At 47.9% G+C, this 13,859-nt stretch carries 14 protein-coding genes; 10 read left to right on the top strand and 4 right to left on the bottom strand.

The window, feature by feature from the left end:
• Positions 1-9: 9 nt before the first annotated feature.
• Positions 10-1,263: a DUF1028 domain-containing protein gene (locus tag ACX0G9_RS25915; RefSeq protein WP_459067878.1), complete on the bottom strand. Its 1,254-nt coding sequence runs from the start codon at positions 1,261-1,263 to the stop codon at positions 10-12.
• Positions 1,264-1,503: 240 nt separating this feature from the next.
• Here ACX0G9_RS25915 and ACX0G9_RS25910 point away from each other — a divergent pair, with 240 nt between their 5' ends.
• The 3 genes from ACX0G9_RS25910 (at position 1,504) to ACX0G9_RS25900 (ending at position 3,957) form a co-directional block, all read left to right on the top strand.
• The gene (locus tag ACX0G9_RS25910) at positions 1,504-2,211 is read left to right on the top strand and encodes an NAD(P)-dependent oxidoreductase (protein ID WP_459067877.1); all 708 of its coding nucleotides are present in this window, start codon (positions 1,504-1,506) and stop codon (positions 2,209-2,211) included.
• Positions 2,212-2,304: 93 nt separating this feature from the next.
• On the top strand, positions 2,305-2,667 hold the full coding sequence (locus ACX0G9_RS25905; protein ID WP_459067876.1) for a YciI family protein: 363 nt from the start codon (positions 2,305-2,307) through the stop codon (positions 2,665-2,667).
• A gap of 12 nt (positions 2,668-2,679) precedes the next feature.
• The gene (locus ACX0G9_RS25900) at positions 2,680-3,957 is read left to right on the top strand and encodes an RNA polymerase sigma factor (protein ID WP_459067875.1); all 1,278 of its coding nucleotides are present in this window, start codon (positions 2,680-2,682) and stop codon (positions 3,955-3,957) included.
• 67 nt (positions 3,958-4,024) lie between these two features.
• Here the strand turns inward: ACX0G9_RS25900 and ACX0G9_RS25895 are convergent, their stop codons facing one another.
• Positions 4,025-4,216: a cold-shock protein gene (locus ACX0G9_RS25895; RefSeq protein WP_459067874.1), complete on the bottom strand. Its 192-nt coding sequence runs from the start codon at positions 4,214-4,216 to the stop codon at positions 4,025-4,027.
• Positions 4,217-4,328: 112 nt separating this feature from the next.
• Between ACX0G9_RS25895 and ACX0G9_RS25890 the strand changes: the two genes are divergently transcribed.
• Complete coding sequence (locus ACX0G9_RS25890) at positions 4,329-4,907, top strand: O-methyltransferase (protein WP_459067873.1); 579 nt, start codon at positions 4,329-4,331, stop codon at positions 4,905-4,907.
• A 75-nt stretch (positions 4,908-4,982) separates the two neighbouring features.
• On the opposite strand, the gene ACX0G9_RS25885 is transcribed toward ACX0G9_RS25890, so the two are convergent.
• A complete protein-coding gene (locus tag ACX0G9_RS25885; RefSeq protein ID WP_459067872.1) occupies positions 4,983-5,636 on the bottom strand; it encodes a response regulator in 654 nt (217 codons plus the stop codon).
• A gap of 206 nt (positions 5,637-5,842) precedes the next feature.
• Positions 5,843-6,409, bottom strand: a complete 567-nt coding sequence (locus ACX0G9_RS25880; RefSeq protein ID WP_459067871.1) for a hypothetical protein — start codon at positions 6,407-6,409, stop codon at positions 5,843-5,845.
• Between the two features lie 190 nt (positions 6,410-6,599).
• Here ACX0G9_RS25880 and ACX0G9_RS25875 point away from each other — a divergent pair, with 190 nt between their 5' ends.
• From ACX0G9_RS25875 to ACX0G9_RS25850, 6 genes are all read left to right on the top strand, one after another.
• On the top strand, positions 6,600-7,175 hold the full coding sequence (locus tag ACX0G9_RS25875; protein WP_459067870.1) for a hypothetical protein: 576 nt from the start codon (positions 6,600-6,602) through the stop codon (positions 7,173-7,175).
• A gap of 9 nt (positions 7,176-7,184) precedes the next feature.
• Complete coding sequence (locus tag ACX0G9_RS25870; RefSeq protein WP_459067869.1) at positions 7,185-7,808, top strand: hypothetical protein; 624 nt, start codon at positions 7,185-7,187, stop codon at positions 7,806-7,808.
• Positions 7,778-8,563, top strand: a complete 786-nt coding sequence (locus tag ACX0G9_RS25865) for a sensor histidine kinase (protein ID WP_459067868.1) — start codon at positions 7,778-7,780, stop codon at positions 8,561-8,563. Before ACX0G9_RS25870 ends, ACX0G9_RS25865 begins: the two co-directional genes overlap by 31 nt.
• On the top strand, positions 8,556-9,245 hold the full coding sequence (locus ACX0G9_RS25860; RefSeq protein ID WP_459067867.1) for a response regulator: 690 nt from the start codon (positions 8,556-8,558) through the stop codon (positions 9,243-9,245). The genes ACX0G9_RS25865 and ACX0G9_RS25860 overlap by 8 nt, the downstream gene beginning before the upstream one ends.
• 52 nt (positions 9,246-9,297) lie before the next feature.
• The gene (locus ACX0G9_RS25855; protein ID WP_459067866.1) at positions 9,298-11,055 is read left to right on the top strand and encodes a DUF6377 domain-containing protein; all 1,758 of its coding nucleotides are present in this window, start codon (positions 9,298-9,300) and stop codon (positions 11,053-11,055) included.
• 190 nt (positions 11,056-11,245) lie between these two features.
• Positions 11,246-13,810, top strand: a complete 2,565-nt coding sequence (locus ACX0G9_RS25850; protein ID WP_459067865.1) for a TIM-barrel domain-containing protein — start codon at positions 11,246-11,248, stop codon at positions 13,808-13,810.
• Positions 13,811-13,859: the final 49 nt, after the last annotated feature.

Here is a 13,859-nt window from a genome sequence, read left to right as displayed (position 1 = left end):
CCGAAATTACTAAAAGTTGCCCATTTCCAACATCTTCACCGCCTCCTCATTCCCCGGATCAATCCTCACCGCCTCTGCCAAAACAGTTTTAGCCTCCTCTTTCCGGTCTTCTGCCAACAACGCTTCGGCCAACTGGTAATTCAGATAAGAAGAGGCTGGAAACAGCCGCAACGCCTTTCGGGAAAGCAATTCCTGCTCCGGGGCACGATTTAATTGCCCCAATAAAGCGACGGCGCTGATCCAGTCCTTTTCACTGAATTTGGTTTCATCGATCAGCCCTTTCATCCCAGGCTGCTCCTTGAGCAAATAAAAGGCAGGCAGGTTTTCTTTCCAGGCCGGATTACTACGGAGAGCAGCCCGGATAACGGTAACCGCCCTTGCCTCTTCGTGTAAGAGTAAATAGCCGAGGGCTATTTTGCCTTGGATCCCATTCCAGCCAGCCAACATTCCTTCCGCCACGGACAAAAGGCCCTTGCCCTTTTGACTATTCCTGATTGGGCCATTCCCTTTTTGGCTGCTCTCCATTTGAATGGCTCCGATAGCCTGGTTCAGTTTTATTCTGCCATAATGATAATTCAGCAACCGTTGAAGATCGGTAAAAGGATCTTTGGAATTGTCCACCCGTATATCAATATTGTTGAACCATTCATTACGGGTTCCCTTGACGGCCAGCGCAGCAGATTGTTTACCGGTTATCTGACCACCGGCTTTTTGACCGGCGATCAATGCAGCCAGGAGCCGCTGTGCCAGGGTGCCTGCGGCTCCTTCGAAGGTGGAAGACATTTTAAGCAATACGCTGTCGGCAAGCTGGTTGCCCATTACTATATACCCTTTACCTGATAAAGAGCCAGCCTTCCCTTTTTGATATTTCCAGGCTGAGCCCGTGAAGGCATAACCATTCCCCAGACTATCGATGCCTGATACCTGCCGGAGAAAGGCGTCGGAATCCTTTTTCAGGGTATAGTCAATGGCCTCCTTAATATTCCTGCCAGCCTTTAATTGCTCAAAACCATTGATCGCATAAGCAGGCTCGGTTTCGGCAATCACGGAGAAAGCGCCCAGCCCGGGCTGGATATACACAGTGGAATTGCCCACATAGATATTATTGGTGGCTACGGCAATACCCCATTCCTGCGAATGGGCATCATAGGCTATAATGGAAAAAGTGGCATTGATATTCCGGCCGGTAATCAGGGAAGGAAGGTTTTGAGCAAACAAAGAAGTACTGCCTGATAAAAGAAGCAGAAAAAGTATTTTTCTCATATTCAACTAAATTGGCTTTATGGAATCGATTTAGCCAGGGGTTGGTCCCGGGCATTCAAAAGGCAGACAAAAAAACAAAATGTTGCATCTGATGTAATTGATACCTTATAGAAAAGTATATCTTTGTCTTATTAAAATCTCGCTATAAATAGTGTTTCTCCCTGCTGCAAAGGTCTCAAAGGCGATTGCAGCCCTCGTTTCATTTTAACGAATTCATTTCAACTATTTATACAGCATTACATGGAAAAAATTACAAAAGTCGCCGTCATCGGCGGCACCGGCAAGTCCGGGAAATACCTGGTCAAACAATTAATCCATCGGCAGATCCCTATTAAGATCCTGGTCAGGAATCCTGATCATTTTCAACTAAAAGATCATTTGGACGAAGGCCTATCCGGTAATAATACCGGTCATTCTAATGAAAACCCCTTAATCGAGGTCGTTCAGGGCGATGTCCGCGACTATTCCACTGTTCTTTCTTTGCTGAAAGGTTGTCAGGCGGTTATCAGTACTTTAGGCCTGGGCATACCTCCCAGCGAAAAGAATGTTTTCAGTCAGGCGACCAAAAATATCCTCCGGGCGATGAAGGTTACGGGTGCTGCAGGACGATATATCGTAATAACCGGTTTGAATGTCGATACCCCTTTTGATAAAAAGGGGCCTAAAACAAAAATGGCTACCGATTGGATGTATGCCAACTATCCGCTGACCACGACCGATAAACAAAGGGAATATTCTATCCTTACCCAGAGTGCCCCAAACAATATAAATTGGACCTTGGTCAGGCTGCCAATGATCGAACAAACGGAGGAAAGCAGGGAAATAAGCATAAGTTTGGAAGACTGCCCCGGCGATAAGGTCAGCGCCGTCGATCTGGCTCGTTTTCTTATCGGACAATTGTCGGATGATACCTATAGTCAGAAGGCTCCTTTTATTGCAAGCCGGTAAAATTTCAGGGACTTTTAAAAAAAGGAAAATTGTTGTCCTATTCCGGAACCCCTTGTTGTTATGAGGTATATATCACCTTAAAAATGAATTTTTATGAAAGAGTATGTAATGATCTACAGAACGAGCAACAATCCCGATTTTAAGCCAACGCCCGAACAGGGGCAGGCCATGATGACCGAATGGATGAATTGGGTGGGAGGCATAGCGGCCAGGGGTCAACTGGTGGACAATGGCAAACGCCTGGGCCTGAAAGAGGCAAGAACGGTATCTCCCGGCAATATGGTCGCCGATGGCCCTTATACGGAGATTAAGGAGTTCATCAATGGCTATACGACCATAAAAGCCAAATCCCTGGATGAAGCGGTTGAACTGGCCAAAGCCTGTCCATTGGTTCTTTCAGGCGGAGGAAAGGTAGAGGTCAGAGGGGTCGTAACGCCTGACGATTTTGAAGGATGATCATAAGTAAACATGGATGAACGCAGAACGATACCAGGGCTGATTTCGGAGCTCTACAGAAAAGAGTATGGCAAAATTGTGACGGTGCTTTGCAGCCGGTTTGGAATGTCTTTTATGGAGACGGCTGAGGACATCGTGAGCGATACTTTTTTGTCTGCTGCCGAAACCTGGGGTATCAATGGCCTGCCTGAAATTCCTGCTGCCTGGTTATATACTGTGGCCAGGAACAAGGCCCTGAATGTGCTCAAACATGACAAGGTAGTGGAAAAGATGGTCAGGTCCGATCTGGCACAGGGCGGCGCCAAAAGTTGGGAGGCCTGGGAAAAAATGGAATCCGCGATAGAATCGGGCATCGACCTTTCTCCCGGGAACATTTCGGACAGCCAGTTACAAATGTTGTTTACCATTTGTCATCCTTCGATCCCTACGGAGGCTCAGGTCAGCCTGGGTCTCCGTATCCTTTGCAGTTTCACCATCGATGAGATCGCACAGGCCTTACTGACCACCAGGGCAAATATTAACAAACGCCTTTTTCGCGCCAAGGATAAACTAAGAACCGAACAAATAAAAATCGTTCTCCCTGAGAAAAAGGAAATAAATACCCGGCTCGATGCGGTGCTGATTACCCTGTACCTGCTTTTTAACGAGGGATATTTTTCGGCCAGCCCTGATAAAGTTTTGCGTAAGGACTTTTGCCTGGAGGCGATGCGGCTGGCTTTATTGCTGGCCGGTAATAACCAGACTGCCTTACCGAAAGTATATGCCCTCCTTGCCCTGATGTGTTTCCAGGCCTCGCGTTTTGACGCCAGGATCGACCAAAGCGGCGATCTGGTCCTGTATGAAGACCAGGATATCGGCCTTTGGGATACCGACCTTATCAACCAGGGAAATACCTTTTTTGTAAAATCGTCAACAGGAAATGAGCTATCCGTATATCATCTGCAGGCAGCCATTGCCTGGTGGCATACGCATCAGGCAAGCACAAAAGAAAAATGGGAAAATATCCTCAGGCTGTATAATAAACTGCTTATCCTTGCCTACTCCCCCATGGCGGCGCTAAACCGGGCCTATGCTTTTTCAAGGGTGTACGGCAGGGAAAAAGCGATCCCGGAAGCAGAAAGCCTTCGTTTGTCGGGCAACCTGTTCTATCATAGTTTGCTGGGAGAATTATATACCGGTATCGATAAGGAGATGGCCATTAACCATTTGGAAAAGGCACTGAACCTGGCGGGATCGAAGGAGGAAAGGGCAGTGCTGGCAACCAGACTGGCGGCATTAAGTAATTCATAACAAGATGGACCACAAAAAAAGGGATACCAAACGGCATCCCCTTTCCAATGATTAAGCTATATAAAATTTAGATAACTTTTACGTTAACTGCATTTAATCCTTTTTTACCATTTTCAACATCGTAAGAGACATTGTCCTTTTCACGCAGTTCTCCACCCTGAAGGCCGGAAGCGTGAACGAAAATATCCTTACCGCCATCTGAGGGCGTAATAAAACCAAATCCCTTGGATTCATTAAAAAACTTAACTGTTCCTTGCATTTTTAAATATTTATAGCCTGCAAGGTACGCTTTTTAGGCGGAATTATCTAATATGTTAATCCCCCTCCCCCCAGCTGCATGGGGCAATGGTTAAATAACCGTAATCTTGTGCATGATCCACGCCATAAATCAGCCATTTCCCAAAGCTTATCCTGCCATCGCGGAGGCTACAAGTCAATCCGGGTTTACCATGGCTTCCGATGTCCTGACCTGCTCCTTACTCCGGACCCTGGCCGTCTCGAAACCCGGGGGGAGATTTTTGGAACTGGGAACCGGCACCGGATTCTCGACATCCTGGATACTGGATGGAATGGATGCCGGGTCCACCCTGGTTTCTATTGATAATGATCCGGTCTTTCTGGAGATTGCCCAACAATTTTTAGGCAGCGACCCCCGGATGGAATTGGTTTGCACAGACGGCGCCAAATGGGTGGAAGAGAACAAACAACAAAAATTCGACTATATTTTTGCCGATACCTGGCATGGAAAATACCTGCTTTTAGAGGAGGTCCTGGGCATGTTGAACAAGGGGGGCTTATACCTGATCGACGATATGCTCCCTCAACCAAACTGGCCGGACGGGCACCAGGAAAAGGCCCTTCAATTGGTCAGTACTTTAGAAGCCAGAGAAGACCTGTTCCTGACCAAACAAGTCTGGGCCACAGGTATCCTACTGGCCGTTAAAAAATAACAAATTCCACTCTCCTGTATGACCAATTTTACGATTGGGTTTTCTTTGAGCAGAACCCCCACTTCATCCAGAGCCTTAACCGGTAGCAGGATATATATGAATCCGTATCGCATAGAGCACCAGACCGACCCGGGTGGAGATTTGTAATTTCCGGAAAAGTGAATCCCGGTAGCCGTCTATCGTCCGTTCGCTGACGAACATTTCTTTCGCGATCTCGTAATAGGTTTTTTCGCTGCAGGCCAGTTTCAAAAAAGCCAGTTCCCTGTCGGAGAGGCTGGGGAAAGGGTCGGAGGCGGAGTCTGAACCGATGGACCTTAGCGTATCCGGAGAAACCGGCTCATTATAATAATATCCGTCACTGATCACGGCGTCGAAAGCCTGTCTCAACTCTTCCGGTTCGGCGTCTTTCAGCAAATATCCCCTGGCGCCACAGCGGATCATCCGCAGGATCGCCTTTTCCGATTCCATGGTACTGAGGGCCAGAATTTTAATGGCAGGGTAATTTGCGCTGATCCATCCGGCCAGGCCATACCCATCCATTTCCGGCATGACGATATCCAGCAACACGATATCCGGCAGACGGGCCGGGTTAAGCTGGCGGATAAAATCGTTCCCGCCTTCGGCATCCAGGATGACGGTATAATTGGGAAAAAGATTGATCAGCGCGCATAAGCCTTTCCGGAACATGGTATGATCATCTACAATAGCGATATTTTTGGATTCCTTCATAAGGGATACTGACGTAAATACGGGAGGACAGCTTGTAATGGATAAGGTTTCTGAGGTAACAACTACAAAGAAAAAAAACGTAAAAATAATGCTCCTGTCAAAGGTTTTCCGACGATTCAGGGATCAGATTCAAGGATCAGATTCAGGGATAAGGGGTTTGGAATCTTTTATGCGGATCACCCCGACAGGAGCAAAATGCTACTGAACTATACTACTTTAGCTGCTGCTACCAGCGCTGCAAATTTTTCGGTAAATGGATCTTTAAAAAAATCATCCACATCGGAGGAGGGACTCGATAAACCAAGTAAGGTAGGCGAGGGATGGGGAGGGGGTTTCGGAGGCCAGGTATCCTCCGGGTTTAGCCCTGCCAATCCACTCGAATGGCTGAGAAAATGAATGGGAAGTATATTTTCATCATCACCAAGGCCAACGAAACAGCTGGTAATCCTGCCGAATCCCGGCTTGCCGGCTATCACAGGACTTTGGTCTACCGGATCTTCCAGACCGAAAAATACGCCGAATTTTGAAAAACCGGGAGTCTGTGCTATGGTATTCAGGCTTGTTAATCCATCCTGATCGATATAGAATTGCAGCAATACATCAGAAGGTTCGATCTGAAGATCGGCAGGGGCCTTATTATTATACAGAAATTCGGCGATCCGTTTCATTTTAGTATAAAAACCGACTACCTTAATCCTGACAAAGTCAATACTTATTTCATCAGCATCCGCAGTAAATTCTTCCAAATCACTCTGCGTAATTGTGTACCTCATAAATGATAAATTAATGATTAAAAAATAAGATGTCATTTTCCATTGTGGTCCCGTTCATGAATGGTAGATCAAAAATAAGGGTCGGAGGCTCTCCCTTCACCCGTGGAAAACACCCCTTTTTGGATTCCTGGCAGAATACATTCGTAATTCTTAAACCGATGTTGTACTTTTTAATCCTAAACCATCATTTATGAAAAAAATTGAATTGCCTTGTAAGCGTTTGGGCGAAGCGACCCCTCTGGAGGACATCCAGTTAAAAGTGTATACTTTTTATGAGAAGATGAGAAGGATAGCCCAATTCCTTAAAGACAACAACGCACCACCTGAGATGCAGATCGATCCGGAAAATCTTAAACTGGAATTTTATATCGACAAGAAGGCTATAACACGGCTCATCAATATTTGCATGCAGGATAATTTTGCAATCTTCGGTGTGTTCTTTGGTTTGCAGGATCCGAAAGATCAGCAACCGTTGAAGGGAGATGCTGAGATTTTCGGTGAACTAACAGGCTGTTTTCTTGGCCTGGACGATGACCGCAATATCCTCGGGTGCCATTTCCCAAAAATACCTGTTGGCACCACCAAACCCGTGGTGGTCATGGGAGAAGATACCTGGCCTCCCCATCCCCCGAAACCTATCCCTCCCGTTGCAACCGGATCAACAGCGCAAACACCCCGGTATTTTTCTTTGGCCAGTAATCCAATGGATGTCTGTAAGTATTTTCAGACGGATGTTTCTGCCAAGGTATCCACCGGAAGCAAATAAGATAAGCTGATGAAGTACATCTATTATTTTTTGCTGGTCTCCGGTCTGGTCATTTTAATCCTGCGGAGAAAACGTATCGACCGGCGGTTGTTACTGTTCGGTCCTCTTTATTTCTTCAATATCGTGACCGAACTGATAACCGATCTGACGGATACCTATTTCTATTACCATATCAACCAGGCCATCGGTTGTTTTCTGTTATTCCTGTATTACTTTCTGTTATTCCGGGAGAACAGGTATCGTAAATGGATTTGGGTGGCCTTCGGGTTGTATCTGTCATTTTTTACCATTTATTTTATCCGTTATCCTGCCTATTTCTTCAACTTCGATCCCATCGACTTTGTCGTGGAAGGGGTCTTCATTACGCTGTTTTCTTTGTATTACCTCGTGGATTTATACCGGAGCGAAGAACAGCTCCGGTTTTTTCAATACCCGCATTTCTGGGTCGCATCCGGGAATTTGCTGTTTTATTCGGGAGCTTCCCTGTTTATGGGTTTTGCCTTTACCTTGCTGAAAAAGGACCGGCCTTTATATGATGAATTGAGTTATATTGTCTATTTTCTTAACTTGATACTCTATTCCATATACATCAAAGGATTTTTATGCCATTTGCAGGGGAAGAGGCCAGGATAACCATCTTATTGGGGACATTGATCATCCTCTTTTTCGGCGTCGCTGTTATTACCCTGTTTACCCTGTTTAACAAAAAAAGCCAGCTGAATCTGAAAGAAAAGGAGATCATGCGGGCAACCTACGAAAAGACTATTCTCCAATCCCAGTTGGAGATCCAGGAGCAGACCTTCAACGTCATCAGCGGAGAATTACACGACAATGTGGGGCAGGTACTGAGCCTGGCAAAGGTCCAGATCAATATTATGACCGAGAGCGATAATCTCAATAAGGGGATGCTGAACGAGGTAAAGGAAAATATCGGCAAGGCCATGAAAGACCTCCGGGATATTGCCAAGGGGCTTAGCAGCGACCGGATCCGGTTGCTGAGTATTTATGATACCGTGGAGGAGGAACTGGACCGGGTCAACAAAAGCGGGGTGCTCCGGGCAGCCCTGTCCAGGAATGGCCAGGAGTTCCGGCTTGACGAACAAAAAAAACTGATCCTCTTCCGGATCATCCAGGAAAGCATTCAGAATTGTATCAAACATGCTGCGGCTTCCGAAGTAAGGGTATCCTTTTTTTATGAGGACCGGGGCTTGAAAGTTTGTATCCAGGATAACGGCAAAGGATTTAACCAGGCGGAGATCCGTAGAACCAATGAAGGACTGGGTCTTATGAATATAAAAAGAAGGGCCTGGCTTGCCGGCGGGGAGGCCCTGGTGGAGAGCAGCCTTAATTTGGGAACTTCCGTAAACATCAGTATTCCATATGAATGAACCCCTGATAAAGGACAATTTGGTGCAGGACGGCAAACGTATTGCCATCGCGGACGATCATACGATGTTCCGGCGTGGCCTGGGCGCCTTGATCGATCTTTTCCCCGGTTACCGGATGGTCCTGGATGCAGCCAATGGAAACGATTTTATCCGGCAGTTAAATCCGGATCAATTACCCGATATTGTTTTGCTTGATATTGCGATGCCGGAAATGGACGGATATAACCTGGCAGCCTGGATAACCGCTAACCATCCGGAGATTAAAATGCTGGCCCTCAGTACCATGGAATCGGAAACGGCCATCATACGGATGATCCGCGCAGGCGCAAGGGGATACCTGCTGAAAGATGCCGAACCGGCGGAGTTAAAGCTGGCATTCGATGAGGTATTGAGTATTGGCTATTATTATAACGAACATGTTTCCCGGCAAACTATCCGCAGCGTCAACCTGCTGGCTGGGGAGCCGGATGCAGGCAACAGTCTGTCAAAGATGTCGGAGCGGGAACGGGTATTTCTTCAGCTGGCCTGCAGCGAAAAAACCTATTACGAGATCTCCAAAGAGATGTTCGTCAGCGAACGAACGGTCGATGGTTACCGGGATTCGCTTTTCCGGAAATTGCAGGTCTCCACCCGGGTCGGTCTTGCTTTATATGCGGTCAGGAACGGATTGGTGCATTTATAAATATAGTTGGGTTTATGGTTATATTTGATTGCCGGAGGAAAGGCAAAGCTATATGCGACAATTGATTATCCTTTTTTTATTGCTGACCGCCGGTCTGACGGGTGTCCGGGCCAATAAGGATAGTCTGTTGACGGAACTGAGCCGTACCATCCCCCTATCCCCCCGTTATGACTCGGCCCGCATCGGGGAGATCAACCAGTTAAAACAATTGCTGGATGCGGCTGGCAGCGCCAAGGGCCCTACCCCGGATGCCGCCGGCGGACCGGCTGCCGATCTTTTCGCAATCCACGAAAAAATTTACGAAGCGTATAAGGTTTTTAAATACGATTCCGCATATAGTTATGCCATTCGGCTGATCGGGATTGCCCGCGACCGGAAAGATGCCGGTCTTATGGTCGCCGCAGAGCTAAAACTCAGTTTTATCCTTTTGTCCGCCGGTCTGTACAAAGAAACCTACGACTCTCTCCATTCCTTATCCGCCAGACCAGTACCGGATAGTCTTAAGGGAGAGTACTATACCTTATGGGGCCGGTATTATTATGACATGGCCGGTTATGCCAATGACCCTTATCATTCCGTGGATTATGATATCCGGGGCAACCAATACCTGGATTCTGCCCTTAATTTTTATAAACCTGCCAGCTTCGAATACACGTATTACAGCGGTCTGAAGAATTTCAAACAAGGCAAAGTCAATGAGGCGGCCACCTTTTTTGAGAAACTGACCGGCAGTTCCGGTCTTACCGATCACCAGCTGGCCCTGACTACATCCACCTTAAGCGCCATTTATTTCCAGCAGGGGGACAGGGATAAGGCCATCGACCTGTTAATAGAGGCTACCGTAGCCGATATCCGGTCTTCCACCAAGGAGACCGTGGCTATTTTTCACCTGGCCGAGCTGTTGTACAAAAGAGGCGATCTGAAACATGCCGTCATGTGTATTGAAAGCGCTATCGCCAATGCGGAGTTCTATGGGGCGCGGCAACGAAAAATTCAGGCCAGTTCCATTCTGCCCCTGATCGAAGGCGAGCGGATCAACGGGATCGAGGCGCAAAAAAGCATGCTTATCCGTTATGCCGTTCTGGTCACCCTGCTGGTACTGGCCCTAATCGCGCTGGCCTGGATCGTACTGCGGCAGGTAAAAAAACTGAAACGGGCGCAGCAAGCCTTATCGGAGGCCAATGACCGGCAACAGGTTATCAACCGGCAACTCGGGGAAGCCAATCACAAACTAGGAGAGGCCAATCACAAACTAGGAGAGGCCAATCACAAACTAGAAGAGTCCAATCACAAACTGGAGGAGTCCAATCTTCGGCTGGAAGATGTCAATGAAAAATTGGAAGAAGCCAATAAGATAAAGGAGGAATATATCGGGTACTTCTTTAACATGGATTCCGAATTCTACAGCAAGCTGGATAAGATCAAGGCCAGTATCGAACAGAAACTCCAGGAAAGAAGATATGACGATATAAAATTCATCCTTAACCGTATCGACGCCCGTAAGGAAAAAGAAGAGCTGCTCCTGAGTTTTGATAAGATTTTTCTGAAGCTTTTTCCCAATTTCGTGACGGATGTCAATTCCCTGCTAAAAGAGGAAGACAGGATCCGGCTGAAAGAAGGTGAGCTCCTTACCACGGATCTGCGCATCTTTGCCCTGATGCGGATGGGGGTGGCCGACCCGGAAAAAATTGCCGCGATCCTGGAATATTCCGTCAAGACCATTTACAGCTATAAATCCAGGATCAAGATCAAGGCCATTATCCCCGGCGACGAGTTCGAGGAAAGGATCATGCAGATAAAAACGCTCTGATTCCCTTCGCATTTTATTCTATATAAAATTTTTACATATATAGGTACTATCTTCTCTATCAATATTTTATTTCTCCCCTCTCCCTTGTTTTAATCTTTATTTTTTCCATTTCGGTTTGAAAACTTGTCCCGCCCCCCGCAGGATCGTTCCTTTATTCCCATTTTATAACGAAACGATTGCTTAAGCCGGTATGAAGAAAGTTCTCCACTCTTTTGTCGTAGCCATTATTACCGGGTCTGCCGGGATCCTGGCGGCCGCCATCCCTTTCCAGGTTGTCCATGCCCAGAATCCCCAAAATCCTCAGAATGCCCGCTATGCCATCACAGAGGACGCGATCGTCCCGACCGGGGATATCCGGCAGGCCAGTTTTCTTAACGGCAAGTTGGATCTGACCACCACGCAGGCCTTTATACGGATCCAGGTTTACAGCCCCTCCATCATAAGGGTCCGGATGTCCAGACAACCGTTTCAGGATAGCGACGACTTTTCATATGCTGTAATCGCCGGTCCGCTAAGCGGCAAACTGGAACAGGACCGGAAGGGAGTCGCGGGAGCCGGAGCTGAGGATAACACGAACAACATCGAGATCCGTTTGCATACCGACTCCCTGCGTATCCGCATACAAAAAAATCCATTTGCCATAAATTTCTATACACCGGACGGGCGGCTGATCAATGGGGATGAACCCGGGCTCGGCACCTCCTGGAACGGAACAGAAGTAACTACCTACCGGCATCTGCAGGAGGGTGAACGTTTTATCGGTCTGGGAGAAAAGACCGGGAACCTGGACCGCCGGGGTAATGCCTATACCAACTGGAATTCCGATGTGTTCGGCTATAGTGTTGCCCAGGATCCCCTTTATACCACGATTCCCTTTTATATTGGCAATCATCATGGCCTGTCCTATGGCTTCTTTTTTGACAACAGTTACCAATCGGATTTTAATTTCGGAGCGAGCAATAACCGTTTCTCCTCCTTCGGGGCCAGGGGCGGGGAAATGAATTATTATTTCCTGTATCGTAGCTCCGTTGCCGGTATCATCCAATCCTATACCCAGTTGACCGGCCGCATGAAAATGCCGCCGCTCTGGAGCCTGGGTTATCAGCAGAACCGTTATTCCTATTATCCGGAAACCGAAGTTTTCCGGATCGCCCATACCCTGCGGGAAAAAAAGATCCCTGCGGACGGCATTACCCTGGACATCCATTATATGGATTCCTACAAACTCTTCACCTGGAATAAAGATCGGTTCCCCGATCCGAAAGGGATGATCGACAGCCTGGATAAAATGGGGTTTAAGATCACCCTGATCGTAGATCCGGGGATCAAGGTAGAGCAGGGTTATCCCGCTTATGAGAGCGGTCTGGCGGGTAATATTTTCCTGAAATATGCTGATGGGCAACCTTATACCGGGCAGGTATGGCCGGGCTGGTGCCATTTCCCGGATTTCACCAGCGAAAAAGGACGCAGCTGGTGGAAACAGCAGATCACCGGTTATACCAGGGTGGGCGTTGCGGGGATCTGGAACGATATGAACGAGATCTCCACCTGGGGGCAGAAGATGCCGGGCAATGTATTATTCGATTATGACGGGCACCCCACCACGCATTTAAAGGGTCATAATGTATTCGGTCTGCAAATGGCGCGGTCCAGTTTTGAAGGCAGCCGTCAGGCCCTGCAAAAAAGGCCATTTATCCTGTCTCGCTCCGGTTATGCCGGTTTGCAGCGGTATTCCGCCCTGTGGACGGGAGACAACCGGGCCGAGGACGATCATATGCTGGCCGGCGTCCGGCTGATGGCCAGCCTGGGTCTCAGCGGCATTGCCTTTACGGCGATGGATATCGGAGGTTTTACCGGTAACCCTACCCCGGCCTTATATAGCCGCTGGATGCAGCTGGGGGCCTTCATCCCTTATTTCCGCAATCATACCCAGTTAAATACCAAGTCCGCCGAACCCTGGTCCTTTGGAGAGGATATCCTGGATATTTCCCGGAACTATATCAATCTGCGTTACCGCCTTCTCCCCTATCTCTATTCGACTTTCCGGGAAGCTACGCAGAACGGTATGCCGGTGCTCCGGTCCCTGGCCATCGATTATACCGGGGATGAAAATATCTATCAACCCTTGTTTCAAAATCAATATTTATTCGGCCCCTCCTTCCTGGTCATGCCGCAGGAAAGCACCACCCAATTTGCGAAAGTTTATTTCCCCGCCGGAGACTGGTATGATCTCTATACGGATAGGCGAACGGATAGGAAAGAAAAAGGCGGAACCGAAAAACTGATCGAGCTTTCTCCGGCCGTACTTCCTGTCTATGTTAAGGCAGGCAGCATTATCCCTATGCAGTCCCTGGTACAGTCCACCCGGGAAAAACCTTCGGATACGCTGACCCTGCATATTTACAACGGCCCACAAACGGAGTTTCTGTATTACGAAGACGATGGGGAATCCTATCGTTATGAAGAGGGAGCCTTCTTTCAACGGATCATCCGTCTCGATCCGGCCACCAGGACCATCAGCCTGGACAAAAGAACGGGATCGGGGTCTTCTTCCAAATTCCGGGCAATCCGTTTGGCCCTGCATGGTTTTGATCCGGGGTTAAGCGCAGTTACCGCGAACGGCAAAACCGTTCCCGTAAAAAACGCACTGATCTCTTTCCTGTCCGTCGCACCGAAGGCTGGAGATGTTTACAGTTATGAAGTGAAGAGCCTGGTGGTGGAGAACGGCCAGGAGACCATCACGATCGGTTATTAAAACGACTATTTAGTATCCTGCGTACCCTGTACATCAACCATTTTTTCAA

The organism is Flavitalea flava (assembly GCF_054461575.1).
Note: the sequence above shows the minus strand (reverse complement) of the source record. Positions and strands in the feature narration are given on the sequence as shown.

Excerpts from the sequence above, each read along its gene's own strand:
- ACX0G9_RS25915 (WP_459067878.1), bottom strand. The coding sequence starts at position 1,263 with ATGAGAAAAATACTTTTTCTGCTTCTTTTATCAGGCAGTACTTCTTTG.
- ACX0G9_RS25910 (WP_459067877.1), top strand. The coding sequence starts at position 1,504 with ATGGAAAAAATTACAAAAGTCGCCGTCATCGGCGGCACCGGCAAGTCC.
- ACX0G9_RS25905 (WP_459067876.1), top strand. The coding sequence starts at position 2,305 with ATGAAAGAGTATGTAATGATCTACAGAACGAGCAACAATCCCGATTTT.
- ACX0G9_RS25900 (WP_459067875.1), top strand. The coding sequence starts at position 2,680 with ATGGATGAACGCAGAACGATACCAGGGCTGATTTCGGAGCTCTACAGA.
- ACX0G9_RS25895 (WP_459067874.1), bottom strand. The coding sequence starts at position 4,216 with ATGCAAGGAACAGTTAAGTTTTTTAATGAATCCAAGGGATTTGGTTTT.
- ACX0G9_RS25890 (WP_459067873.1), top strand. The coding sequence starts at position 4,329 with ATGATCCACGCCATAAATCAGCCATTTCCCAAAGCTTATCCTGCCATC.
- ACX0G9_RS25885 (WP_459067872.1), bottom strand. The coding sequence starts at position 5,636 with ATGAAGGAATCCAAAAATATCGCTATTGTAGATGATCATACCATGTTC.
- ACX0G9_RS25880 (WP_459067871.1), bottom strand. The coding sequence starts at position 6,409 with ATGAGGTACACAATTACGCAGAGTGATTTGGAAGAATTTACTGCGGAT.
- ACX0G9_RS25875 (WP_459067870.1), top strand. The coding sequence starts at position 6,600 with ATGAAAAAAATTGAATTGCCTTGTAAGCGTTTGGGCGAAGCGACCCCT.
- ACX0G9_RS25870 (WP_459067869.1), top strand. The coding sequence starts at position 7,185 with ATGAAGTACATCTATTATTTTTTGCTGGTCTCCGGTCTGGTCATTTTA.
- ACX0G9_RS25865 (WP_459067868.1), top strand. The coding sequence starts at position 7,778 with ATGCCATTTGCAGGGGAAGAGGCCAGGATAACCATCTTATTGGGGACA.
- ACX0G9_RS25860 (WP_459067867.1), top strand. The coding sequence starts at position 8,556 with ATGAATGAACCCCTGATAAAGGACAATTTGGTGCAGGACGGCAAACGT.
- ACX0G9_RS25855 (WP_459067866.1), top strand. The coding sequence starts at position 9,298 with ATGCGACAATTGATTATCCTTTTTTTATTGCTGACCGCCGGTCTGACG.
- ACX0G9_RS25850 (WP_459067865.1), top strand. The coding sequence starts at position 11,246 with ATGAAGAAAGTTCTCCACTCTTTTGTCGTAGCCATTATTACCGGGTCT.